At 44.9% G+C, this 26,059-nt stretch carries 21 protein-coding genes and 1 tRNA gene; 15 read left to right on the top strand and 7 right to left on the bottom strand.

Annotated features, from left to right (window positions below):
- The first annotated feature begins 12 nt into the window (after positions 1–12).
- The 3 genes from DWZ67_RS16030 to DWZ67_RS16020 are packed head-to-tail and all read left to right on the top strand — an operon-like array spanning position 13 to position 3,430.
- Positions 13–1,392 (top strand): MFS transporter, encoded by a 1,380-nt coding sequence (locus tag DWZ67_RS16030; RefSeq protein ID WP_005824990.1) that lies wholly within the window; start codon positions 13–15, stop codon positions 1,390–1,392.
- 40 nt (positions 1,393–1,432) lie between these two features.
- On the top strand, positions 1,433–2,620 hold the full coding sequence (locus DWZ67_RS16025) for an AGE family epimerase/isomerase (protein WP_008662925.1): 1,188 nt from the start codon (positions 1,433–1,435) through the stop codon (positions 2,618–2,620).
- A gap of 18 nt (positions 2,621–2,638) precedes the next feature.
- On the top strand, positions 2,639–3,430 hold the full coding sequence (locus DWZ67_RS16020) for an SGNH/GDSL hydrolase family protein (RefSeq protein WP_005824695.1): 792 nt from the start codon (positions 2,639–2,641) through the stop codon (positions 3,428–3,430).
- On the opposite strand, the gene DWZ67_RS16015 is transcribed toward DWZ67_RS16020, so the two are convergent.
- The gene (locus DWZ67_RS16015) at positions 3,427–4,761 is read right to left on the bottom strand and encodes an aspartate kinase (protein ID WP_008662927.1); all 1,335 of its coding nucleotides are present in this window, start codon (positions 4,759–4,761) and stop codon (positions 3,427–3,429) included. The two genes, DWZ67_RS16020 and DWZ67_RS16015, sit on opposite strands and share 4 nt — an antisense overlap.
- A 304-nt stretch (positions 4,762–5,065) precedes the next feature.
- Here DWZ67_RS16015 and DWZ67_RS16010 point away from each other — a divergent pair, with 304 nt between their 5' ends.
- From DWZ67_RS16010 to DWZ67_RS15975, 8 genes are all read left to right on the top strand, one after another.
- Positions 5,066–6,418 (top strand): sigma-54-dependent transcriptional regulator, encoded by a 1,353-nt coding sequence (locus DWZ67_RS16010; protein ID WP_008662930.1) that lies wholly within the window; start codon positions 5,066–5,068, stop codon positions 6,416–6,418.
- A gap of 385 nt (positions 6,419–6,803) precedes the next feature.
- The gene (gene kdpF / locus DWZ67_RS20675) at positions 6,804–6,884 is read left to right on the top strand and encodes a K(+)-transporting ATPase subunit F (protein WP_055305132.1); all 81 of its coding nucleotides are present in this window, start codon (positions 6,804–6,806) and stop codon (positions 6,882–6,884) included.
- 18 nt (positions 6,885–6,902) lie between these two features.
- Complete coding sequence (gene kdpA, locus DWZ67_RS16000; protein ID WP_009037805.1) at positions 6,903–8,609, top strand: potassium-transporting ATPase subunit KdpA; 1,707 nt, start codon at positions 6,903–6,905, stop codon at positions 8,607–8,609.
- 30 nt (positions 8,610–8,639) lie between these two features.
- Entirely contained in the window at positions 8,640–10,688 is a 2,049-nt protein-coding gene (gene kdpB, locus DWZ67_RS15995) for a potassium-transporting ATPase subunit KdpB (protein WP_005834857.1), read from the top strand.
- Positions 10,689–10,700: 12 nt separating this feature from the next.
- Positions 10,701–11,273, top strand: coding sequence for a K(+)-transporting ATPase subunit C (locus tag DWZ67_RS15990; RefSeq protein WP_005834858.1), 573 nt, complete (start codon positions 10,701–10,703; stop codon positions 11,271–11,273).
- Positions 11,274–11,419: 146 nt separating this feature from the next.
- The gene (locus DWZ67_RS15985) at positions 11,420–12,175 is read left to right on the top strand and encodes a hypothetical protein (RefSeq protein ID WP_005834860.1); all 756 of its coding nucleotides are present in this window, start codon (positions 11,420–11,422) and stop codon (positions 12,173–12,175) included.
- 112 nt (positions 12,176–12,287) lie between these two features.
- Positions 12,288–13,409 (top strand): sensor protein KdpD, encoded by a 1,122-nt coding sequence (locus DWZ67_RS15980; RefSeq protein ID WP_005834862.1) that lies wholly within the window; start codon positions 12,288–12,290, stop codon positions 13,407–13,409.
- A gap of 20 nt (positions 13,410–13,429) precedes the next feature.
- On the top strand, positions 13,430–14,869 hold the full coding sequence (locus DWZ67_RS15975) for a sensor histidine kinase (protein WP_005824715.1): 1,440 nt from the start codon (positions 13,430–13,432) through the stop codon (positions 14,867–14,869).
- A 6-nt stretch (positions 14,870–14,875) separates the two neighbouring features.
- Here DWZ67_RS15975 and DWZ67_RS15970 read toward each other — a convergent pair whose 3' ends face one another.
- The 5 genes from DWZ67_RS15970 to DWZ67_RS15950 form a co-directional block, all read right to left on the bottom strand.
- Positions 14,876–15,742, bottom strand: coding sequence for a helix-turn-helix domain-containing protein (locus DWZ67_RS15970; RefSeq protein ID WP_022400870.1), 867 nt, complete (start codon positions 15,740–15,742; stop codon positions 14,876–14,878).
- Between the two features lie 37 nt (positions 15,743–15,779).
- Positions 15,780–17,420 (bottom strand): hypothetical protein, encoded by a 1,641-nt coding sequence (locus DWZ67_RS15965; protein WP_005834866.1) that lies wholly within the window; start codon positions 17,418–17,420, stop codon positions 15,780–15,782.
- Between the two features lie 34 nt (positions 17,421–17,454).
- Complete coding sequence (locus DWZ67_RS15960; protein ID WP_005834867.1) at positions 17,455–18,549, bottom strand: HlyD family secretion protein; 1,095 nt, start codon at positions 18,547–18,549, stop codon at positions 17,455–17,457.
- A gap of 76 nt (positions 18,550–18,625) precedes the next feature.
- Complete coding sequence (locus tag DWZ67_RS15955; protein ID WP_005824723.1) at positions 18,626–19,960, bottom strand: TolC family protein; 1,335 nt, start codon at positions 19,958–19,960, stop codon at positions 18,626–18,628.
- A 189-nt stretch (positions 19,961–20,149) separates the two neighbouring features.
- A tRNA-Met gene (locus tag DWZ67_RS15950) sits at positions 20,150–20,223 on the bottom strand.
- Between the two features lie 256 nt (positions 20,224–20,479).
- Here DWZ67_RS15950 and DWZ67_RS15945 point away from each other — a divergent pair.
- The 4 genes from DWZ67_RS15945 to DWZ67_RS15930 all read left to right on the top strand — a co-directional run bounded on the left by DWZ67_RS15945 (position 20,480) and on the right by DWZ67_RS15930 (position 25,348).
- Positions 20,480–20,866: an START-like domain-containing protein gene (locus tag DWZ67_RS15945; protein ID WP_005824726.1), complete on the top strand. Its 387-nt coding sequence runs from the start codon at positions 20,480–20,482 to the stop codon at positions 20,864–20,866.
- A 76-nt stretch (positions 20,867–20,942) separates the two neighbouring features.
- On the top strand, positions 20,943–22,844 hold the full coding sequence (locus tag DWZ67_RS15940) for an LptF/LptG family permease (protein ID WP_005824727.1): 1,902 nt from the start codon (positions 20,943–20,945) through the stop codon (positions 22,842–22,844).
- A 14-nt stretch (positions 22,845–22,858) separates the two neighbouring features.
- Positions 22,859–24,073: a bifunctional 3,4-dihydroxy-2-butanone-4-phosphate synthase/GTP cyclohydrolase II gene (locus DWZ67_RS15935; protein WP_008662946.1), complete on the top strand. Its 1,215-nt coding sequence runs from the start codon at positions 22,859–22,861 to the stop codon at positions 24,071–24,073.
- Positions 24,074–24,154: 81 nt separating this feature from the next.
- Complete coding sequence (locus tag DWZ67_RS15930; RefSeq protein ID WP_005834870.1) at positions 24,155–25,348, top strand: pyridoxal phosphate-dependent aminotransferase; 1,194 nt, start codon at positions 24,155–24,157, stop codon at positions 25,346–25,348.
- 361 nt (positions 25,349–25,709) lie between these two features.
- Here the strand turns inward: DWZ67_RS15930 and DWZ67_RS15925 are convergent, their stop codons facing one another.
- Positions 25,710–25,880 carry a DUF362 domain-containing protein gene (locus DWZ67_RS15925; protein ID WP_005834872.1) on the bottom strand — a complete coding sequence of 57 codons (171 nt, stop codon included), beginning with the start codon at positions 25,878–25,880 and terminating at the stop codon, positions 25,710–25,712.
- Between the last annotated feature and the right edge of the window lie 179 nt (positions 25,881–26,059).

Here is a 26,059-nt window from a genome sequence, read left to right as displayed (position 1 = left end):
ATACAACATACTATGGCAACACTAAAAGAGAAAATCGGTTATGGTTTCGGGGATATGTCTTCCTCTATGTTCTGGAAAATATTCTCCTATTACTTACCGTTCTTCTATTCGAATATTTTTGGCTTGAGCTTGGCTGATGCAGGATTGCTGATGCTGGTGACACGTATTTGGGATGCAGTGTCCGATCCGATGATGGGAGTCATTGCAGACCGTACTCATACGCGTTGGGGTAAATACCGTCCTTATTTGTTGTGGATTGCAGCTCCTTTTGCCATTGCCGGGATTTTACTTTTTACAACGCCCGACATGGGGACAACGGGTAAGCTGGTATGGGCTTATGTCACTTACATCTTGATGATGACGGTATATACGGCAATCAATGTACCATACGGGGCTATGTTGGGAGTAATGACTGATGATTCGAACACAAAAACGGTTTTCTCTTCTTACCGTATGTTTTTTGCATACGGAGGTAGTTTTATCGCTTTGGGAGCATGGGAGCCATTGTGTAATTGGTTTAAATCAATGGACTATAGCAATGCTTCCAGTTGGCAATATGCCATGGTATGCATTGCCACGCTCTGCTTTTTGGGTTTTCTGTTTTGCTTTAGCATGACGCGCGAGCATGTCAAGAGTGTGGCGTCCGAATCCATCGGTAAGGATGTGAAGTCACTGGTGCGCAATTCGCCTTGGTGGATATTGAATGGTGCGGCGTTGTTGTCGAATTTCTTCAATACGGTACGCGGAGCTACTGCCGCCTACTTCTTCAAGGACTATATCAGTGCCAATGCATTCCTCGATTTCGGGGTGTTCAATCTGGTATTGTATGCCGGCTTGTTCCTGATGGTGGGTGAAGTGTGTAATATGATTGGTGTGGCGCTGGCTGTGCCTCTGTCCATGAAGTTTGGAAAGAAGTCCACTTATATCATTTCGCTCGTGTGCCTGGTAGTGCTCAGCGTGCTCTTCTTCTTTGTGCCGAATGACGGGCTGGGATGGTGGCTGATGATGATTTTCCAGGTGCTTATCTCCATCTGCACCGGTATCGTATCTCCGTTGATTTGGAGCATGTATGCGGATGTGGCGGACTATGCCGAGCAAAAGGATGGCACATCCTCTACGGGGCTGATATTCTCTTCCGGTTCTATGGCGCAGAAGTTTGGCGGTGCATTTGCAGGCTGGGCAGTAATGGCACTGTTGGCATTCTTCGGTTACAATACCGCAGAGAATGCCGTGCAGACTCCCGAGGCGCTGGATGGCTTGAAGTATCTGATGAGCTTTATTCCTGCTGCGATAGCCGCACTTTCCATCGTTGTCGTATTCATCTATCCATTGAATAAGACGCGTATGGCAGCCATCAATGCAGACCTGAAAGAGCGCCGTGAGAACCTTTAGCAGAATAACTCATAACTTATAACTCATAACTCAAAAACTTGTGGATATCAAGAAGATGAAACAGGAGATGGAGGAGGAGCTGGTTTCCAATATCCTCCCCTTCTGGATAAATAGAATGACGGATGAAGTGAACGGCGGTTTCTACGGCCGTATCACGGGCCGGGAGGAGGTGAAGCCCGAAGCAGAAAAGGGGGCAATCCTGAACGCCCGCATCTTGTGGACCTTCTCGGCTGCATACCGCTTGCTGAAGAGGCCGGAGTATCTGGAAACGGCTACGCGTGCCAAACGTACTCTTATCGACCGTTTCTATGACAATGAATTTGGTGGAGTTTACTGGTCTCTCGACTATAAAGGCAATCCGCTCGATACCAAGAAGCAGATTTATGCTTTGGGGTTCGCCATCTACGGGCTGAGTGAATATGCTCGTGCCACGGGCGATGATGAAGCGCTGGCATATGCCATCCGCTTGTTCGAGACCATCGAAGAGCATAGCTTCGACCCCGTGAAAAACGGTTATTGCGAAGCCTTGACCCGCGAATGGGGAGAAATAGCCGACATGCGCCTCAGCGCCAAGGATGAGAACGAGCGCAAGACGATGAATACCCATCTGCATATTCTGGAACCTTATACCAATCTTTTCCGCGTGTGGAAGGATACCCGTCTGGAGAGGCAACTGCGCAATTTGATAGGCCTTTTCACGGAACGGATTCTGAATATCAAGACCGGTCATCTGGAATTGTTCTTCAATGATGATTGGGTTAGTAAATACCGCATTGTCTCCTATGGGCACGACATCGAAGCCTCCTGGTTGATACACGAGGCTGCCCTTGTTCTGGGCGATAAGGACCTCCTGGAGAAAGTGGAACCACTTGTAGAATACATCGCTGCCGCTGCCGATGAAGGATTGACGCCCGACGGCAGCATGATATACGAGACTTTTCTGGATAAAGGAAAGACCGATACTGACCGCCACTGGTGGGTGCAGGCCGAGAACGTAGTGGGACATGCCAACCTCTACCAGCACTTTGATGACGAAGTGGCCATGCAGAAGGCTCTCCGATGTTGGGACTTCATCAAGCAGCATCTGGTAGACTACAAGTACGGAGAATGGCATTGGAGCGTGCGTGCCGACGGCACGGTGAACACCGATGATGACAAGGCGGGATTCTGGAAATGTCCGTATCACAACGGACGTATGTGCATGGAAATTATTGAACGTTTTTCATAGGTTTTCTATCATAAGAAGATGAATAGATTGATGGTTTTGGGGATTCTTGTCTGGATGGGGATTGCGCTGCATGCGCAATCTCTTTATCCGGACTTCAGCAAGCTGAACTTCGGGTGCGATGGAAACAGCATTACCGCAGGCGAACAATGGTCTAAGACTGTAGTGGATAAACTCGGATTCGCTACACATCACAACGTGGCGGTCGGTTCTGCCACATGGGCATGCCATCCCGATACTCAGGATTATGGCAGCGAAGCTTTTGCCGGCATCTCCGGCGGTTGGCAGGTTACGGAGGATAAGCATGAGTTACAGATGCGGCACAACAACGTGTCAAAGGTGCATATCCAGAAGTTCATAGCCGAAGTGGAAAGTGGCGCTTACCCTGCGCCCGATGTCTTTGTGTTCTCTATGGGAACGAATGACCGTAACTTGGGTAGTGCCGAAGAGGCCCTTAAAGGGAAGACGCTCGATGAAGTAGATGTCAACACCATGGCGGGCGGTGCCCGTTGGTCCATTCAGACCATTCTGGAGCATTATCCCCAATGCCGCGTATTCGTGTGCACGCCGATTCAGACCGGCAACCCCGAACACAATGCACTGAATCTGCAGAAGATTGCCATCTTGCGTGAGTTGTGCCGGGCGCTTTCCGTGCAGCTGATAGACTGTTACTCCAATTGTGGTATCACCGAAAAGTTTGAGCAGCCTTCCGGTAGCGGGCGCTATCTGCGCGACGGGTTGCATCCCGACAAACCGGGGCAGGAGCTGATGGGCCGTTACATCGCGAAGGAGATACGGAACCATTTCTTTTAGTTCCGTTCTGCATATTCCGGTTGGAATAACTTATCATTTAGGGCTTGTAAAGCCCTTTTTTTGTCTGTATTCTTAATGACGAATGCCACATCATTATTGCTGCTGCCATATGAAATCATCCGTAGGGGGATGTCCTTTAGCGCCTCCATAATCTTTGCCTCAAATCCGGCATATTCCCATTGCATGTTGCCCACCACGGAGACGATGGTCATGCGGTCTTCTACCAATACATGGGCATATTGGCGTAGTTCGGAGATGATGTTCGATAAACGAGTGCAGTCGTCTATAGCCACAGATACGTCCAGATTGGAAGATACCAGCAGGCAGAGGGGGGTACGGTACTTGGCAAAAATGTCGAAAATCTTGCTGATGAACAGATAGGGACACAGATTATGGTTCGATTCGAACTTTATGTATATGATGTGGTCCTTGGCGGCTATGGCCTTGATGATATTGTCGTCCTGCAGGTTGGAAATTAGCGTGCCTTCTGCCGACGGTTCCATAGAGTTAAGCAACCGGACGGGAATATTCCTTAGGCGTGCCGGGGCGATACAGAAGGGATGCAGTATCTTGGCACCATAGAAGGCCAGTTGTTCGGCTTCGTTGAAGCTGAGGCGTTTCACGGGGCGGGTACCTGACACCTCGCGCGGATCATTGTTGTGCATGCCATCTATGTCCGTCCATATTTGTATCTCGTCTGCTTGGAGGGCGGTGCCAATGAGGGAAGCAGTGTAATCACTGCCGCCGCGTTTCAGGTTATCTGTTTCGTTATAGGCATTCTTGCAGATGAAACCCTGAGTGATGAAGAGATTGATGCCGGGATGGCAGGCAAGCTGTTCTCGGAGTTTCTGTTCTATATATTCCAAGTCGGGTTCGTTGTCGGGGCCGATACGCATGAAGTCGAATGCACAAAGCAGTACATTGGGAACTTTCAGCTCGCGCAGGTAGAAGTGCATTAGGGCGGTACTGATAAGTTCGCCTTGTGCCAGCACTTCCTTCTCTTCGACAGAGGTGAAGGAATCTTTGGTAAATTTCCAAAGTTGCTGGAAGCGGTCGAGGATATAATCTATTGCTTCCCGTTTCAGTTTCTCGTCGGTCAGCAACCCATTGGCAAATTCGATGAATTGGAATTCCAGCCGGGTGATACGGTCGTGAGCTTGTTCTATTTCACGGTTGAACAAGTTGGCGGCAATCTCCTCCAGATGGTTGGTGGTGCCTGCAGTGGCAGACAGTACCACAATCTTGGGTGTTGCATCTTTAATGAGTGTTGCTACATGTTTCATTCTCTCTACGGTGCCGACGGAAGTTCCGCCGAATTTACAAACTTTCATTTCTTGTTTCTTTTTTAACAGTTTCATAATTGCATTCATCCGGATGTTCTTCCTTCCGGCTTTTCATTTCAGGTGGCCTCTTTCCAAAATGGAAGGGGGAGGCATGAGGGGCTTTCACTGGGACTAGGCCTGCATAATGCCGCTGTGGCATTGCTGTGGTGGGATATTCATATCCCGGTTGGTGGCAGGCTCTTGCCCCTTCACCTATAAAAGTTCAAAAGATATGCCGTTGGTATTTGGGAAAAGCCTATATTTGCACACCCTGTTTTTTACCGTTATCAGTTTAAAAACTTATCGAATAGATATGAGTAAGATTCTAATCATTGATGATGAGGTACAAATCCGTACCCTTCTGACACGGATGATGGAGTTGGAGGGATATGACGTCTGTCAGGCTGGTGATTGCAGGGCTGCCCTGAAGCAACTGGAACTCCAAAATCCCGATGTAGTTTTGTGTGATGTGTTTCTGCCCGATGGAAATGGGGTAGACCTGGTGTTGGCTATCAAGAAGGCGGCACCCAATGTGGAAGTTATTCTGCTGACAGCGCACGGCAATATTCCCGATGGGGTGCAGGCCATCAAGAACGGTGCTTTCGACTACATCACCAAGGGAGACGATAATAACAAGATTATTCCTCTGATAAGCCGTGCTGTAGAGAAAGCGCGTATGAATGTGCGGTTGGAAAAACTGGAGAAGAAGGTGGGACAGACGTACTCTTTTGATTCTATCCTGGGAGAATCCAAAGTCCTGAAGGATGCTGTTTCATTAGCTCAGAAGGTGTCAGGGACTGATGTTCCTGTACTGTTGACTGGAGAAACGGGCACGGGTAAGGAGGTATTTGCCCAGGCCATCCACTACAGTAGTAAGCGTGCACGGCAGAATTTTGTAGCGGTTAACTGTTCTTCGTTCAGCAAGGAGTTGCTGGAAAGTGAAATGTTCGGTCATAAAGCCGGTTCGTTTACCGGCGCATTGAAGGATAAGAAGGGACTGTTCGAGGAAGCGAATAATGGGACTATTTTTTTGGATGAAATCGGTGAGATGGCGTTTGAACTGCAAGCCAAGTTGCTGCGTATTCTTGAAACCGGTGAGTATATTAAGATAGGTGATACGAAACCTACCCGTGTCAATGTCCGCATCATTGCCGCTACGAACCGCAACTTGTCTCAGGAGATTGTTGCCGGACGTTTCCGCGAGGATTTGTTTTATAGATTAAGCGTATTTCAGATACATCTGCCGCCATTGCGCGAACGTGCAGGTGATATCCGGCTGTTGGCGAAGGCTTTTATAAAGAGTTTTGCGGAACAGCTGGCGCGTCCGGTGGTTGAAATAGCTCCCGCATTTCTTGAAGCATTGGACTCCCAACCGTGGAAGGGAAATATTCGTGAATTACGTAACGTGATAGAACGCAGTATGATTGTTTGCGAGAGCGGATATCTGGACATTGCTGATTTGCCGTTTGATATTCAGAATGCCCATTATGAACACTCCAATGATTCAAGTCCCGGCAGTTTTGAACTTTCAGCTATGGAACGCCGGCACATTGCCCGTGTACTGGAGTATACAAAGGGGAATAAGACAGAAGCAGCCCGGTTATTGAAAATAGGTTTGACGACGTTGTATCGGAAGATTGAGGAATACAAGATCTCAGATCTATAATAGGGGGCTCAGTATACGACTGAGGTACCTTCGATATAGGACCGTGGCAAGATTATTCTTGAAACAGGCTTAGAAGCAGAAAGTGCCTATGGGCTAAAACATATCAAAACAGGTTGCACCTTTTCATTTTGAAAGGGTGCAACCTGTTTCTTTTTATACTTGTTTAGTATGTATTCTGTTGATAATTAATGGTGTATGGTATATGCGCTCTTTTTGGCACATATTTGGCACATTCCTGGCAGACAAAAATATGTAGTAACATTTTAAAAGGTAAAAACATGGGAATAACAGTATCATTTATTTTTTGCCTATTGAGCGGTTTGTTCGCCTTTTGGCTTTTCTGGAAATGCGTAGATTGGTTTGAGAAGATTTAAAAGAGAGAATTATGTACACAGCTTTATTTGTATTAGGTATTGTAATGTTCGGGTATCTGACTTATGTGCTGATAAGACCCGAAAAGTTTTAATGAATGGAGAGTGGAGAAATGAACACTGAAATTTTAGGTGTAGCCTTGCAGATTGTTCTGCTGATTGTGATATCCTATCCTCTGGGAAAGTATATTGCCAAGGTTTACAAAGGCGAAAAGACATGGTCGGATTTCATGAAGCCGGTCGAGAGATTGATTTATAAAGTGGCCGGAGTCAATCCGGAGGAAGAGATGAACTGGAAACAGTTCTTGAAAGCCCTGCTGATTCTGAATGCCTTTTGGTTTGTATGGGGCATGGTGCTACTCTGTACACAGCAGTGGTTGCCGTTAAATCCGGATGGAAACGCTAACCAGACACCGGACCTGGCATTCAATACATGTATCAGTTTTATGGTGAACTGTAATTTGCAGCATTATTCCGGTGAAAGCGGACTGACATATTTTACACAGTTGTTCGTCATTATGTTGTTCCAATTCATTACCGCCGCTACCGGTATGGCAGCTATGGCAGGTATCATGAAGGGTATGGCTGCTAAATCGACGAAGACTATCGGTAACTTCTGGAAGTTCTTGGTTTTGAGCTGTACCCGTGTATTATTACCGCTTTCGTTGATTGTGGGCTTCATCCTCATTCTACAAGGTACTCCGATGGGATTTGATGGTAAGCTGGAAGTTCAGACGATGGAAGGACAAACCCAGTTGGTTTCACAAGGTCCTACGGCAGCGATTGTTCCTATCAAGCAATTGGGTACGAACGGTGGCGGTTACTTTGGATGTAACTCTTCACATCCGTTGGAAAATCCTACTTACTTGACAGATATTGCAGAATGTTGGTCTATCCTAATTATACCAATGTCTATGGTGATTGCACTCGGCTTTTACATCAAACGTAAGAAGATGGCTTACTCTATCTATAGCGTAATGCTTTTTGCTTTTCTTGTCGGTGTTTGCATCAATGTTTCGCAGGAGATGGGAGGTAATCCGCGCATTGATGAGATGGGAATTGCTCAAGACAATGGAGCAATGGAAGGTAAAGAAGTCCGTTTAGGGTCTGCTGCTACTGCTCTTTGGAGTATTGTGACTACAGTTACTTCCAATGGCTCTGTGAATGGTATGCATGATTCAACGATGCCTCTTTCCGGTATGATGGAAATGCTGAACATGCAGATTAATACGTGGTTTGGAGGTGTGGGTGTAGGTTTCATGAACTATTATACATTCATCATTATCGCCGTATTCATCAGTGGACTGATGGTGGGACGTACTCCGGAATTTCTCGGTAAGAAGGTAGAGGCGCGTGAAATGAAGATTGCTACCATTGTGGCACTGCTTCATCCGCTTATCATCTTGGGCGGTGTGGCACTTTCTTGCTTTTTGTTCGCTCATTATCCTGAATTTGTGGCAGGTGAAGGCGGCTGGTTGAATAATCCCAGTTTCCACGGACTGAGTGAGCAGCTTTATGAATATACTTCGGCTGCGGCCAATAATGGTTCTGGCTTCGAAGGATTGGGCGACAATACTTACTTCTGGAACTATACTACCGGCTGGACGCTGATTTTAGGACGTTTCCTGCCTATCGTAGGTCAGGTAGCCATTGCTGGTCTGTTGGCCGGAAAGAAATATGTTCCGGAGAGTGCCGGTACGCTGAAGACAGATACAGTAACTTTCGGTGTGATGACTTTTGCCGTTATCTTTATTGTGGCTGCCTTGTCATTCTTCCCGGCACATGCATTGAGTACGATTGCTGAACATTTCAGTTTGTAATAGTAGTTTGTAAAAAGTAATTTCATAGGTATGAAAGATAATAAATCAGCTTCTCTGTTTCAGAAGGAGCAAGTAATGGAAAGTTTGAAGCAATCATTCGTGAAGCTAAATCCACGAGTGATGATAAAGAATCCAATTATGTTTACGGTGGAAGTCGTAACGGTTGTCATGCTGATTGTCTGTTTCCTTTCATTGGGTACTTCGGAATATGGAGCATTCGGATATAATTTATTGGTATTCATCATCTTGTTTGTGACGTTACTGTTTGCTAATTTTGCTGAAGCCATCGCTGAAGCTCGTGGTAAGGCCCAAGCTGACAGTTTGCGTAAAACCCGTGAAGAGACTCCTGCTAAAGTGTTGGTTGACGGTAAAATCCATACCGTTAGCAGTTCACGTTTGAAGAAAGGTGACTATTTTATTTGTGAAGCAGGAGATACGATTCCTGCCGACGGTGAGATTGTGGAAGGTTTGGCCTCCATTGACGAAAGTGCCATTACCGGTGAATCTGCTCCGGTTATCCGTGAGGCCGGTGGTGACAAGAGTTCCGTAACTGGTGGTACAAAAGTTCTTTCTGATAAAATCAAGGTATTGGTGACGCAGCAACCGGGTGAGAGCTTTCTTGACAAGATGATTGCTTTGGTAGAAGGCGCTACTCGCCAGAAGACTCCGAACGAAATAGCATTGACTATTCTTCTGGCTGGTTTCACTTTGGTATTCGTTATTGTATGTGTAACGTTGATTCCTATGGCTGATTATACGAATATTGACCATCCGGGAACTTATATCTCCATTGCAGCCATCATATCTTTGTTTGTCTGCTTGATACCGACTACTATCGGCGGACTGCTTTCTGCCATCGGCATTGCTGGGATGGACCGTGCTTTGCGCGCTAATGTAATTACAAAATCCGGTAAGGCGGTAGAAACAGCCGGTGACATTGATACCTTGTTGCTAGACAAGACTGGCACCATTACAATCGGTAACCGTAAAGCTACTAAGTTTCATTCGGCTTCGGGTGTTGACGAGAATTTGTTCGTAGAGGCTTGCTTGTTGTCCTCACTTTCTGACGAGACTCCGGAGGGTAAGTCTATCATTGAACTGGGACGTGAAAACGGTCATCGTATGCGTGATTTGAATACTACCGGTGCTCATATGATTAAGTTTACAGCCGAAACAAAATGTTCGGGTGTGGATTTGCAGGATGGTACTCAGATACGTAAAGGCGCATTCGACGCTATTCGCAAGATTGTGGAAAATGCCGGAAACAAGTTCCCGAAAGAGATTGAAGAGGTGATTGCTGTAATTACCAGCAACGGTGGAACTCCGCTGGTGGTATGTGTCAATCAGAAAGTTACTGGGGTAATTGAGTTGCAGGATATTATCAAACCGGGCATTCAGGAACGTTTTGAGCGTCTTCGCAGGATGGGTGTGAAAACTGTGATGGTGACCGGTGACAACCCTTTGACAGCCAAATATATTGCAGAGAAAGCTGGAGTAGATGATTTCATTGCTGAAGCCAAGCCGGAAGACAAGATGGAATATATCAAAAAAGAACAGCAGGCCGGTAAGCTGGTGGCTATGATGGGTGACGGTACAAACGACGCTCCCGCCCTTGCACAAGCTAATGTGGGGGTGGCAATGAACAGCGGTACGCAGGCAGCCAAAGAAGCTGGTAACATGGTGGACCTTGACAACGATCCGACGAAGCTGATTGAAATTGTGGAGATTGGCAAACAGTTGTTAATGACACGCGGTACGTTGACTACCTTCTCCATTGCGAACGACGTTGCCAAGTACTTTGCTATTATCCCTGCTTTGTTTATGGTAGCCATCCCTCAGTTGGCTCCTCTGAACATTATGGGACTGCATAGCCCTGAAACGGCCATTCTCTCGGCTGTCATATTCAACGCTATCATTATTCCTATCTTGATTCCGTTGGCTTTGAAAGGTGTTCAGTATAAGCCGATCGGTGCCAGTGCGCTACTTCGTCGCAATCTGTTGATTTATGGTGTGGGTGGCGTCATTGCTCCGTTTGTCGGCATCAAACTGATAGATATGATAGTTAGTCTGTTTTTTTAAAACTTGGATAAAATGAAAACTCTTTGGAAATCATTTAAAATAACAATTGCATTTTGCATATTTTTCTCTCTGTTCTATATCCTTGTCTTGTGGATATTTGCACAGTTCGCCGGTCCCAACAAGGGAAATGCAGAGGTGGCAACACTCAATGGTAAAGTGGTAGGTGCAGCCAATGTAGGCCAGATGTTTACGCAAGATATTTATTTCTGGGGACGCCCATCTGCGGGTAATTATACAGCCGATGCTTCGGGTGGTAGTAACAAGGGACCTACGAACGATGAATACCTGGCAGAAGTGGAAGCCCGTATCGATACTTTTCTGGTACATCATCCTTATCTGAGCCGCAAGGATGTGCCTGCTGAAATGGTAACCGCCAGTGGTTCCGGTCTAGACCCACATATCACACCTGCTTGTGCTTATGTACAAGTGAAGCGTGTGGCTCAGGCACGTGGCATGAACGAGGCTGAAGTGAAAGCCATTGTAGACAAGAACATCAGCAAACCCTTTTTGGGGGTGTTTGGTACGGAAACTGTCAATGTGCTGGAACTGAACATTGCATTAGAAGAAGCCGATCAGAATAAATAATTTTTTAGTTGTGTTTGTCATGTGTTATGGGCAGGAGCGGAAGTATTTCTGTTCAGGCAGCGAAAGACTGTCATTTTACAGGGGGAGCCGAAACTTCCTTCCTGCCTTTCAACGATTGATTAGTAATGGTAAATAAATAGTTGGATATGAAAAGTTTAAAAATATCAATTCTAGTTTTTGCGAGTATGGTAGCTGCTTGTTTTATGGGAACCGGCAAAGTGCAAGCTCAGGAATTTACAATACAAGGTGATTTAGTCAGTTCTTATGTTTGGCGCGGCTTTTACCAGACGGGAGCCAGTTTTCAGCCCACTTTGGGTTTTGGGGTCGGTGATTTTTCTTTGACGGCATGGGGCTCTACCGATTTTGACGGAGTTTCTTCAGGAGAAGGGGCTGCGGCTAAGGAGATTGATTTGACGGCTGCCTATGCTTTGGGAGAATCAGGTCTAACTTTTTCTGTTGCCAGCTTGTGGTGGGGCGGACAAGGAGCAAGAAAGTATTTTAATTTTAAGAGTCACGAAACAGCTCATCACTTTGAAGCGGGATTAGCCTATACATTGCCGGTTGAAAAGTTTCCTTTGTCAATCGCTTGGTACACTATGTTTGCCGGAGCTGACAAAGATGATAAAGGCAGGCAGAATTATTCTTCGTATGTTGAACTCAACTATCCGTTCAGTGTTAAGTCTGTAGATTTGAACCTGACTTGCGGATTTCTGCCTTATGAAGCTGGGGTAGGAGTATATGGCGTTCCTAACAGCGGGTTTGCCGTAACCAATGTGGCACTGAAAGGTATTACGGAAATCAAGATTACTGACAATTTCTCAATACCTGTATTTGCACAAGCCATTTGGAACCCTCGTATGGAAGATGCACATCTGGTATTCGGCTTTACTTTAAGGCCATGATTTATTTAGATATAACTTTAGAACTCATGAATTAGTGTTGGATGCCCGTGGCGGTCGTGATGATCGTTACGGGTTATATGGCATATATAAGACAAGTAAAAAAACAGAAGAAATGAGTAGGGAAGAAAGCGTACAGCATTTTCTTGATTTGATTAAAAAGTCGCGGCGTGGCAAGTTCAAAGTCTACATCGGCATGATTGCTGGTGTAGGTAAATCTTATCGTATGCTTCAGGAAGCACACGAGTTACTTGACAACGGAGTAGATGTGAAGATAGGCTATATAGAGACACACGGGCGTGCCGGTACGGATGCTATGTTGGAAGGATTGCCCGTTGTTCCTCGTCGTAAGATATTCTATAAAGGGAAAGAGCTGGAAGAAATGGATTTGGATGCCATTATCCAGATACACCCTGAGATAGTAGTGGTGGATGAACTGGCACATACCAATGTGGAAGGTAGCCGGAATGAGAAACGCTGGCAGGATGTGATGGATTTGCTTGATGAGGGTATCAATGTGATTTCTGCCGTTAACATCCAGCACATTGAGAGTGTCAATGAAGAAGTACAAGGCATCTCGGGTATTGAGGTGAAGGAACGTATTCCCGATAGCGTTTTGCAAGAGGCAGATGAGGTGGTGAATATTGACTTGACTGCGGAAGAATTGATAGCCCGTCTGAAAGCTGGAAAAATTTACAAGCCGGAAAAGGTCTCTACTGCCTTGAACAATTTCTTTAAAACGGAAAATATTCTCCAATTACGTGAACTGGCTTTAAAAGAGGTGGCTTTACGGGTGGAAAAGAAAGTGGAGAATGAAGTGGTTACCAGTGTGGGAGTCCGTCATGAGAGATTTCTGGCATGTATCAGCAGCAACGAGAAAACACCACGACGCATCATTCGTAAAGCTGCACGTCTGGCAACCCGCTACAATACTTCGTTTGTTGCCCTTTATGTGCAGACTCCCAGAGAAAGTACTGACCGCATCGGTCTGGCAAATCAAAGGTATTTATTGAACCACTTCAAATTGGTGACCGAACTGGGAGGGGAGGTCGTTCAGGTGCAATCGCCGGATGTGCTGGGAAGCATTGTTGATACTTGTAGGGAGAAACAGATAACAACTGTCTGCATGGGAAGTCCGTCACTTTCTTTTCCGAAATCATTGTTCATGATATTGAAATACCGAAAATTTGTGCGTGATTTGGCACAAGTAAACATAGATTTGATTATACTTGCATAATATTAATTCTTAGGAACATTATGAATATTCGTACAAAATTGATACTCAGCGTAGGGGTATTGGCTGGAATGATTATTTTGTTGGTTGCTCTTTCTGTGGTGAATCTACAGATACTGACGGCTACAGAGCCGGATAGTCCTGCTGCTGTACCGGGATTGCAACGTGCATTGCTCTGGATTTCTGTGATAGGTGGGGTATGTATTTTTGCCAGTATCATATTGTTGGTATGGCTTCCCCGTTCCATCAGCAAACCTATTCAAGAACTGACGCGTGGGATTCTTGAAATAGCGAACCATAATTATGAGAAACGTCTGGATATGAGTGGACGCGAGGAATTTCGTGAAGTGGCTGATAGTTTTAATCGGATGGCGGAACGACTGACGGAGTATCGCGCCAGTACGCTGAACGACATACTTTCTGCTAAGAAATTTCTTGAGGCTATTGTGAATAGTATTGATGAACCTATTATTGGTTTGAACCGTAATAGGGAAATTCTCTTTATCAATAATGAGGCTTTAACTGTGCTGAATTTAAAACGGGAAGAGGTAATTCGCCGTTCGGCTGAGGAGCTTTCTTTGAAGAATGATTTGCTCCGCCGTTTAGTTCGTGAATTGGTAAATCCGGGTGAAAAGAAAGAACCGTTGAAGATTTATGCAGACAATAAGGAGAGTTACTTTAAAGCTTCTTACATTACCATTATAAATGCAGAGGCTGATGATGACGAACCTCATAATCTTGGCGATGTGATTTTACTGAAAAATATTACAGAATTCAAAGAATTGGATAGTGCCAAGACTACTTTTATCTCGACTATTTCTCATGAACTGAAAACGCCTATATCCGCTATTCTGATGAGTCTGCAGTTGTTGGAGGACAAACGGGTAGGGGTGTTGAACGACGAGCAGGAGCAATTATCGAACAGCATTAAGGAAAATGCTGATCGCCTTCTTGGGATTACCGGAGAACTACTGAACATGACGCAGGTAGAAGCCGGTAAACTGCAGATGATGCCTAAAATAACAAAGCCCATTGAACTGATAGAGTATGCCATCAAGGCTAATCAGGTACAGGCTGATAAATTCGGCATTCAGATAGAAGTGGAGTATCCGGAAGAAAAAATGCCTAAATTGTTTGTCGATAGCGAAAAGATTGCTTGGGTACTCACCAATTTGTTGAGTAATGCTATCCGCTATTCCAAAGAGAACGGGAGGGTGGTTATCGGCGCCAAGCATGACGAGGATTTTGTGGAAATGTATGTGCAGGATTTTGGAAAAGGTATCGACCCGCGTTATCACCAGAGCATTTTTGACCGTTATTTCCGAGTGCCGGGCACTAAAGTGCAAGGTAGTGGCTTAGGACTTTCCATTTCGAAAGACTTTGTGGAAGCGCATGGCGGTACACTGACTGTTCAGAGTGAGCTGGGTAAGGGGAGCCGCTTCGTTATCCGGTTGAAAGCGTAACGTTTTCTATTTTTTGCGGTACTGTTGCGGAGACATGCCTGTTTGTTTCTTGAAAAATGTACCAAAATAAGAAGCATTGGGAAAATTGAAGAAATCGGCGATTTCCTGGATATTTTTCTGGGTGTTCTTGAGTAGTGAGATGCTTTTGCGGATGATGGATTTGAATATCAGTTCCTGTACGGTGAATCCGCAGACGGACTTGGATAGTGCAGAGAGGTATTTGGGTGATAAGCAGAGTTTGTCTGCATAAAACTCTACACCGCGTTCTTCCGTGTAGTGCGCATCTATCAACTGAATCAGCCGGATAAAAAATTCATGTTTGTGGCCAACCGTTGTTTTAAGGTTCATCAGTTTACGGTTGTAAATGGAACAGATGCGGTATGTGAGTCCCAGCAGAAGCAGCCTTTGTTCGTTGTCGTTGAAGGTGTTGTTGTCTAAGTGCAGGGTATTGTCCAGTAAGGACATGTATTTCAGAACTTCTTCTTCGTCTCCGGTGTTCCATACGTAGCATGGTTCGGTCCGGAGCTGCATGTATAGGTACATGGTTGCCACTGAATTGCCTATGATGTCCCTTATCGGTTCTATCTGGTAAATGAATATGAATAGTTGCAGGTCTTCCGATTCGCTCAGCACTTGGAAGAGGGAATCTTCCGGAATGAAAACTGTTTCGCCAGCCTGGGCCGAGAATACTTTCATATTGAGCGAAAAGGTGAAGTTACCCTGGCGGCAAACTATCAGTCCTGCTCCATTAATCATAAAAGGTTTCTTCAGGGAGGTGGGAAAGGAGCAGAGCATACCTTCTGAACTACAAATGTTTTCTCCGTTTGACAATGCGTGGTCCAAGTGGGATAAACGTTCTTGTTGGGTATCCATAACAGACAAAATTACAGGTTGTACTGAAAATTGTCCGCTAAGTTAGTAATTTTCGTTTAGGATACCGCACGACAAGCACAAATATCATGCAAATCAGGCAGGCATAGAGTGTCCATCCTGCCATTTCCTTTATAGCAGAGAGAGTGGCTTGTACTTGGATGCGTCCTTTGGTGGATATGGCAGCCATGTTGATTGCTTCTTGTTTGCTCTTTCCCTGATATTGCATACCTTGTACAGTTTGGGTAAACGAGGCGGACGCTTCGGGGTGTAGCATGTCTACATTCTGTGCATAGCGGGTGACGTAGTGCTGCTGGCGTTCTTGCAGTACATTCGTATAGAGTGCGGCTCCGATGCTGGGAGCCAATACCATGCGTACGGTAAGCATGGTGCATATCCAGGAAGAAAGATATTTGTAAGGCATGCGTTGGGTGGCGTAGGTTGGAATCAGCGAATAGAGGAACATCATACCGGTAGAACGGATGATGACCGGATACTTCATCCGTTCGTACAGTCCTGCACCTTGTACCTCGAAATACATGAACATGGTGGAAAGCCCCAATAGAAGGAAACCGGCGGCAAAGAGATATTTGAAGTGTACGCCTTTCACACTGAGCCAGATGGTGGCTATACCGCCGATGAGGTAGCCCAGCATGGACCAGTTGCCTAGGGTGGCGTTCTGAAAGTTGTCCAGTTTCATGCCTATGCCTGTGAATACGTTGACAAACATGGCGCTGGAATTCAGTACCATTAACAGAAAATAGAATAGGAAACCCATACGGATGGTGCGCAGTTTGAATACATCGAGTTGATAGTAAGGATTGCGTTGGGTAGACTCGATGTAGAGGAATATACCACCAGCAATGATGGCGCAGACTGTGGCCCATCGTATGGTTGGGTCGTCGTACCAGTCGAGCACTTTGCCATAAGTAAGCACGTAGGTAATGCAAGCCAGTGTGATGCAGAAGATGGAGGCATTGCCAAACTGCTTGAGGTTGATGGGGAAGCGGCGGGTGGTATATTTATGATAAGGCATAGTGATGAATGTGATGAGGATGCAAAGTAATAGTAGCCCCATCATAAAGTAGTGTATGTACTGCCATTCGTACTCAAAGGCGAGCCAGGCGGTGAGCGAGGTTCCCAATTGTCCCAGTACCATGAAGAATAGGTAGATGGCAGGTTGTGCCGCACTCCGTTCGATGTCCAGCTTGTCCCAGCCTTCGCCGGTTACAGGCTCGTTGCCGGGTGTAATCTTATCGTACGCTTCGATATGCCCTGCATACTTTATGAGGGTGAAGAGGTTGACCATCATCAGTACCATTCGTAGGAATCCCATAAAGATGCTGCATAGTGCCAGCAGGAAAACACTGTCTGTCTTGGCACAGATATAACTGAAGATGTACATCAGGGAGAATCCTGCCAGACACATCATTTTCTGCCGGCGTATGACTACCAGCCTATATAGAAAGGGGCAGAATGCCGCCATACCGATGGAAGTGGCGAAGTTGGCAAACTGGATATGCTCGGAAATGATGCCGAGCCCGCTCATCATTTCGGTGCTTGCCACCGAGTAGGTACCGCCTACAGTCAGTATCGGCAAAAAGAATACGAATAGGATGATGATACCTACCGGCTTAGGTACCCAGTTGTAGAAGGGATAGTTCTTGGGGGATGAGGGCATGGATAATTAAAAATTAATCATTAAACACTAATCATTATTCCATCTTCGCTTTGACTATTACCATCATACCGGCGGCAAGGCTGCTGTTGTCTTCTTTGGACAAATCGGTAAAGTCGATGCGGACTGGGATGCGTTGCTGTATCTTCACGAAGTTGCCGGCAGAATTATCCGTGGGCACTAGGGAATATTTGGAGCCGGTGGCTCCGGAGATGGCAGTGATTTTTCCTTTGAATTCTTTGTCGCTGATGGCATCGACGGTAATGACTACTTCTTGTCCCAAGTGCAGATTCTCAATCTGGGTTTCCTTGTAGTTGGCTATAATCCACTTTTGTGTGTCAGGCAGAATGTAGGTGATGGTTTGTCCGGCAGTGATGAATTGTCCTTCTTCAAGAGTACGCCGCCCCAATTTCCCATCACAAGGAGCTACTACTACGGTGTAGGAGAGATTCAGTCGTGCCATTTCGAGTGCGGCTGTTGCCCGTTGTATGGCAGCTTCGGTATTTTCACGGCGATGTGACACTTCGTTCACACCCGACAAGGCAGCTTTCTGTTGTCGTTTCACGGCTTCCAACTTCTTGTGGGTAGCTGCATATTCGGTTTCTATCTGTTCCAATTGAATGGGGGTGGCAGCGTTTCTCTTCACCAGATTCTGGTATCGTTGGCGGTCTTTCTCCAGCTTGGTAAGGCGGATTTCTATCTCTGCTATGGAGGCGTCGTAGACAGAGGCTGTAGTTTGCGTGGTTTGTAGTGTGGCACCAATGACTGTGGCACCGGCTTGTGCATCCTTGAGTGCAGCTTCAGCTTCCATGACTCTGATTTTATATTCCCGGTCGTCCAATATAAGTAAGGTATCTCCTTTGTGTACTTCTTGGTGTTCTGTGAAACAAATTTTCTTGATATATCCTGATGCGCGCAGATTGACGGGAGATATGTATTGTTCAATCTGTGCATCATTACTGGTTTCCGTCCGTTTGTAGTTCAAAAAGAGGCAGACCACTTGAATAATTCCCCAGATAAGGATAGCTATTCCTAATAGGCTGACAACGATTTGCCAACGGCGAAGCTTCTTCAATTTCCGTGCTTTTTCTTGGTGGGTACTTGCGGTGTTATTGTTCTCTTTTGTTTCCATATTTTCTATATTATATTGTTTACTTATTATTATATATACATCCGTCCTTGAATACGGGCTCTATTCATCTTCCTCTTTAATGAATTGAGGGGCTCAACGTCTCCAGCTGTCCCGTCAGCTTCAGCAAAGTCAGATTGGTTATCCGGTAATTGTAGTGGGCACTGATATAGTTGTTTTGGGCTTCGCTCATCCGCATTTCGTCCTGCAACACTTCGGTCATTGAGGCGATTCCTTCCCGATAACGGTCCATGGTAACGGTATATACATCTTCAGCAAGCAGATAATTGTCCTTCTGCTTCTTAAAGTTACGCTGGCTGTTCATCAGGTCATTGGTAGCATTCAGATATTGTGTCTGAAGATTTTTTCGGGTATTCTCTTGAGCGAGTTTGATGTTCTCTATGTCAATGGTTGCCTTACGCATCTTGTAGCGTTTGTCCAGTCCGTCGAAAATGGGAATGCGCAAGGAGAGTCCCACTCCATAGGAGCGATACCAATGGTTGGAAGGGCCGGAATGGAACCAATGGTAAGCTTTGTCCGTATAGGCAGAGAACATCCAGCTTCCCGTCAAGCTCAAGGAGGGGATGTAACCGTTGCTGACTATTGTTTTTTGTTGCTCTGCGAGTTGTTTCTGTGATTGCAGCAGCTGTAGTTCATATAGTGTTTCAGATAGCCCGGTGAGTGCTGCGGGCGTAATCATTTCTGTATTCACCGGTACCAGTGCTATATTTTCTTCTGCCGGATAGTCGATGATGTATTTCAGTAGGTTCAGTTGCTGTTCCATCATGGCTTGTGCGTTGTCGTGTTGCACCTTGAGGTTCTCCAGGTTGATGTTGACGCGTTTCACATCTACTTCCATAGCCATACCGTTGTCATAGAAGGCCTGAGTGATATCTCTCAACTCTTCTAGGCGAGTGATGTTGGCTTTTATCAAAATAATCTGTTCAGCTGTAACCTGTCCTAGGTAGTACATTTGACTAATTTGAAGGATGAGGTCTTCTCTTGCCTTTTCATAAGAAAGGCGATTCATCTCATCCATGGTTTTAGCTATGGACAGAGTGGTGTAGAGTGTTTGGTTATAAAGTGGTATCTGCAGCTGTAATCCGAAGTTGGCGTTGTATTGCAAAGTTTGGGTTACATTATAGGGATTGCCATACGCTGAACCATCGGTAACGGATACGGGTGGATCGATATTGTCGTTATAGTTGGCAAAACCATTGATTTGGGGCAGTAGTTTGGCTCGATTCTCAGAGATGCCGTATTTCCCTTTTTGTATTTCCTTCCGTTTGCTTTGTAAGGACAAATTGTTTTCGATACCTATTTTGAGGCAGTCCTCCAAGGTTAGGGTATCTTGTGCTCTTGTACCTAGTGCAAGCAGACACAGAAAGGAAAATGTGAACAGTTGTCTTTTCATAATAGTCACTTGATATTTGCACACAAAGTTAGTGGCTTAAAATGCAAGAGGACTATCCATATATCAACTGTTTGTATTCATATTTTCCTTTTTACTATAATTTGAAAACAAACCATAGTAAAAAACGAGTATTAAAAACAAAAAAGACCGCCAAGAGTGGAAGCCTCCTAACAGTCTAAATCTTCTTTGTAGCGGGACCCGGGATTGAACCGGGGACCTCATGATTATGAATCATGCGCTCTAACCAGCTGAGCTATCCCGCCATCATTTCTCGATTGCGGGTGCAAAGATATAGCTTTTATTTAAATTGCCAAAACTTTTATGGATATTTTCTGCTTTTTCTTTTGCTGATAGGGTGCTGAAGTGGTTTGCAGTACTTTTTATTAAAAGTCTTTGTATAACATTATCAATGAATTAGGGGTGTATGGAAAGGGAGGTATAAATAAATTTGATGATTTATTTTCTGTAATTAGAAAAAAGTATTTATCTTGGCTGGCGCAATAAAAAGCAGAATAGACTATGGAAAGAAAGAAAATACATTTGGAATATCTCTTGAATGCGACTTCTAAAAGTATTCTTTGGGCAGCGATAAGTACCCCTACTGGTTTGGAGGGCTGGTTTGCTGATAGGGTTCAGTCAGACGATAAAACAGTAACCTTTTTTTGGGGAAAAACAGAAAAACGTGATGCCGAGATTATTGCCGTGCGGGCGTATTCATTCATCCGCTTCCGCTGGCTGGACGATGAGAACGAGCGAGAATACTTTGAACTGAAGATGACAAACAATGAGTTGACCAATGATTTCGTATTGGAGATAACAGACTTTGCCGATATAGACGAGGTGGGTGATTCGCGTGAATTATGGGAATCGCAAGTGGATACTTTGCGAAGAACTTGTGGTTTTTAGTTAACTTTAGATTAAAAATTTCCCGTACTCCCTTTTTTGTACTACTTTTGTGCTCTCATTGCATGAAACGAGTAAAATGCTGCGCATAAAAAAGTTAGATATATTTGTTTTGAAGAGCTTTTGCATGCTCTTTATGGGTACTTTCTTCATCTGCCTCTTCATCTTTATGATGCAGTTTTTATGGAGGTATGTGGACGAAATGGTAGGAAAAGGATTGGAGATGACTGTCCTTGCACAGTTTTTCTTTTATTCTGCGCTTTCGTTGGTACCTGCGTCGTTGCCGCTGGCTATTCTGCTGGCTGCCCTTATCACCTTTGGAAATTTCGGAGAACGTTTTGAATTACTTGCCATGAAGGCAGCCGGTATTTCTTTATTGAAAATCATGCGGCCCCTGATTATCTTTATTTGTTTCATCTGTTGTGTCTCTTTCTATTTCCAAAATGTCATAGGACCAAAAGCCCAAACAAAATTATGGACTTTGCTTATTTCCATGAAGCAGAAATCTCCCGAAGTGGATATTCCTGAAGGTGTGTTCTACGATGAAATAGATGGTTATAATCTGTATGTGAAGCATAAGAACCGCAAAACTGGTATGCTGTATGACGTACTGATATATAATTTTGAGAAAGGTTTTGAGAATGCTCAAATTATCAAGTCTGATTCGGGACGTCTGGAGATGACGGCTGACAAACAGCATTTATATTTGCATTTATACAGTGGTGAGCAGTTTGAGAATTTGAAATCGCAGAACATGAACCAAAGGAATGTGCCTTACCGGCGTGAGACATTCCGCGAAAAGCATGCAATCATTGAGTTCAATTCGGATTTTAATATGGTGGATGCAGGTATCATGAGTAATCAGTCCAACAGTAAGGATATGAGAATGCTGCAGGCGGATATTGATTCCATGAAATTGCAGAATGACAGTGTGGGACGTGGTTATTATAAAGAAGCTATGGCAGGAACTTATAAGGTGACAGCCAGCTTGTCTAAAGAGGATACATTGAAGATTGAAAAGGCCTATTTAGGTGAGTACAATGTAGACAGCCTCTACAATGTGGCTACACTGATGCAGAAACAGAAGGTTATATCCACGGCCGTCAGCCGTGCAGAGAGTGCGGGGAGTGACTGGAGTTTTAAGAGCTTTAATATATCGCAGACTGAAAGCAGCCTTCGACGGCACATGACTTCCTGGCATGAGAAACTGACTCTTTCTCTGGCATGTCTCATCTTCTTCTTTATTGGTGCGCCACTCGGAGGAATTATCCGTAAAGGAGGCTTGGGAATGCCGGTGGTGGTTTCTGTATTGATTTTTATTATCTATTACATCATCAACAATACGGGGTATAAGATGGCCCGTGACGGACAGTGGGTTGTCTGGATGGGTATGTGGACCAGTACTGCTGTCTTGGCTCCATTGGGTGCGTTCTTGACATATAAATCCAACAATGATTCAGTGGTATTGAATGCTGATGCTTATATAAATTGGTTCAAGAAGGTTGTGGGTATTCGCAGTGTACGCCATCTGTTCCGTAAGGAAGTAATCATCCATGATCCTGATTATACACGTATTCCGGAAGAGCTGAAGGCTTTGTCCGTAGACTGTCGTGAATATGCTGATAGAAAGGGGTTGAAACGTGCTCCCAATTACTTTAAATTGTGGATGACTGATAGCCAGGATGAGGCAGTGGAAGATATTAACGAACGTTTGGAGAGTCTGATAGATGAGATGTCGAATACAAGATCCGTTACTTTGTTGACAGCGCTGAACACCTATCCGGTCATCCCCATCCATGCGCATGTCCGTCCGTTCCGCAATTATTGGTTAAACTTGCTCTGCGGTATTGTTTTCCCGATAGGCTTGTTCTTTTATTTCCGTATCTGGGCATTCCGTATCCGTCTGAATAAGGATATGGAGCGGATTATCAAGACAAATGAAGATGTGATTGGAATCATAGAAAGAGATCAGAATAAATAAAAACAAAATAGATTATGGAAAATGTAAAGTTGAATACGATAGAAGAGGCCATTGAAGACTTCAAAGCCGGTAACTTTGTGATTGTTGTGGATGATGAGGACCGTGAGAATGAGGGTGATTTGATAATTGCAGCTGAAAAGATTACACCGGAGAAAGTAAACTTTATGTTGAAGCATGCCCGTGGTGTACTTTGTGCTCCAATTACAGTTTCGCGTTGCAAGGAACTGGATTTGCCGCATCAGGTATCGGATAATACTTCTGTATTGGGTACTCCCTTTACGGTGACTATTGACAAGTTGGAAGGTTGCAGTACCGGGGTTTCTGCGGCAGACCGCGCTGCTACTATCCAGGCGTTGGCCGATCCGGCTTCTACTCCGGCCACTTTCGGGCGTCCTGGCCACATTAATCCATTGTATGCCCAGGAGAAAGGTGTGTTGCGCCGTGCCGGACATACGGAGGCTACTATTGATATGGCACGTTTGGCTGGACTTTATCCGGCGGGAGCCCTTATGGAAATAATGAATGAGGATGGTACAATGGCCCGTTTGCCCGAATTGCGCAGAATGGCAGATGAATTTGGCTTGAAATTGATTTCTATCCGTGACTTGATTGCCTACCGTTTGAAGCAGGAGTCTATTGTAGAAAAAGGAGTGGAAGTGGATATGCCTACAGACCACGGTCATTTCCGTTTGATTCCTTTCCGCCAGAAGTCGAACGGTTTGGAACATGTAGCTTTGTTCAAGGGTACTTGGGAATTGGATGAACCGATTCTGGTGCGTGTACATTCTTCTTGTGCCACTGGTGATATATTCAATTCCAAACGCTGTGATTGTGGCGAGCAGCTGCATAAGGCAATGGAGATGATAGAGAAAGCCGGTAAGGGGGTAGTTGTATATCTGAATCAGGAAGGTCGCGGCATTGGCCTGATGGAAAAAATGAAAGCATATAAATTGCAGGAAGAAGGCATGGATACTGTGGATGCTAATATTTGCCTGGGACATCTGGCAGACGAGCGTGATTATGGTGTGGGTGCCCAGATGCTTCGTGAGATAGGAGTGCACAAAATGCGGCTGATGACCAATAATCCCGTGAAACGTGTGGGCTTGGAGGCTTACGGTTTGGAAATAACGGAGAACGTAGCTATTGAGACTACTCCGAATCCATACAACGAGCGTTATCTCCGTACCAAGAAAGAACGTATGGGACATACACTTCATTTCAATAAGTAACTGTCTTTTTGTTTTCTTATATCAAAGAAAATCGCTTATTTTGCAACCGGATTTGCGTAACAATCATTAAATAGTAACAAAATGAACCAATTATCAGATCGTTTAAACAGTTTGTCGCCTTCTGCGACACTGGCTATGTCTCAAAAGAGCGCAGAGCTGAAGGCTCAAGGCGTAGACGTAATTAACCTGAGTGTGGGAGAACCGGACTTCAATACTCCCGACCACATTAAAGAGGCTGCGAAAAAGGCGATAGACGATAACTTTTCTCGCTATTCTCCAGTGCCGGGTTATCCTGCCTTACGTAATGCAATTGTAGAGAAGTTGAAGAAGGAAAACGGTCTGGAATATACCGCCGCACAAATTTCTTGCGCCAATGGTGCCAAGCAGTCGGTTTGCAATGCAATCCTGGTATTGGTAAATCCGGGTGACGAAGTAATTGTACCTGCTCCCTATTGGGTCAGTTATCCGGAAATGGTAAAGTTGGCTGAGGGTACGCCGGTTATCGTACCTGCCGGTATCGACCAGGACTTTAAGATAACACCTGCACAGCTGGAGGCTGCCATCACCCCGAAGACAAAGGCGCTGATTCTTTGCTCTCCCTCTAACCCTACGGGTTCGGTGTACAGCAAGGAGGAGTTGGCAGGCCTGGCCGCAGTATTGGCAAAGTATCCGCAGGTTGTTGTGATTGCCGATGAGATTTACGAACATATCAACTATATCGGCAAGCATCAGAGCATAGCACAATTCCCCGAAATGAAAGAGCGTACGGTCATTGTGAATGGTGTTTCCAAAGCATATGCAATGACTGGTTGGCGTATCGGTTTCATTGCAGGTCCGGAATGGCTTGTGAAGGCTTGCAATAAATTGCAGGGACAGTATACTTCCGGTCCTTGTTCTGTATCTCAGAAGGCTGCTGAGGCTGCTTATACGGGTACACAAGTTCCGGTGGAGGAAATGCGCAAGGCTTTCGAGCGTCGTCGTGATTTGATTGTAAAGTTGGCCAAGGAAGTTCCGGGTTTCGAGGTGAATGTACCGGAAGGTGCTTTCTATCTGTTCCCTAAATGCGATTCATTCTTCGGTAAATCTGCCGGAGAACGTAAAATCAATGATTCAGATGATTTGGCCATGTATCTGTTGGAAGTGGCTCATGTGGCTTGCGTAGGTGGTGCTTCTTTCGGAGCTCCCGAATGCATTCGTATGAGTTATGCAACCAGCGATGAAAATATAGTTGAAGCTATCCGTCGTATAAAAGAAGCACTGGCTAATCTGAAGTGATTCTAACTTCTTCTACAAACTTATTTTAGCAAGACATCTGTCATGCTGTCACGAACAGTTCGTTTCATCAAAGCGGACTGTTCGTTTTGTTATGACGAACACTTTGTTTCATTATAGCGAACACTCTGTTCCATACAGTATAAACACTTTGTTTTATATTATACGAACATTTTGTTTTCTACTATATGAACACTTTGTTTTATACTTATGGAACAAAGTGTTCATGTCTGTGAACTAACGTATTATCCGTATATAGAAAATAACAATGAGGGGGGTGAAGGTACTGAATTTCACGTGGGGGATATAAAAAAGCGCAGGCAGTTTATCTACCCACGCTTTTGTTTTTGATACTGGGATTGTATTATTCTCCCGGATGAATTGCTTCAGAAGGACAAACATCTGCACAAGTACCACACTCTGTGCAAGTCTCAGGGTCGATATGATAGATATCACCTTCAGAGATAGCGCCAACCGGACACTCGTCGATACAAGTTCCGCAAGCAATACAATCGTCACTAATTACGTAAGCCATTTTCTTTTAGATTTAAATTATTATTAGTACTAATTCGTTTGGCAAAAATAGTGGTTTTCTTTATTACTTGCTATCAATCTTGATTAAAAACGTATAATTTGTATGTCGTCTAAATAAGGAGTCGAGAAAGCGACACAGCATACCGCAGAGACTGAAAAATGTTCGTTTTTGAATTTCGT

It is taken from the genome of Bacteroides sp. AF34-31BH, assembly GCF_003602795.1.
GTDB lineage: Bacteria > Bacteroidota > Bacteroidia > Bacteroidales > Bacteroidaceae > Bacteroides > Bacteroides uniformis.
This window is presented reverse-complemented; position numbering and strand designations above follow the sequence as displayed.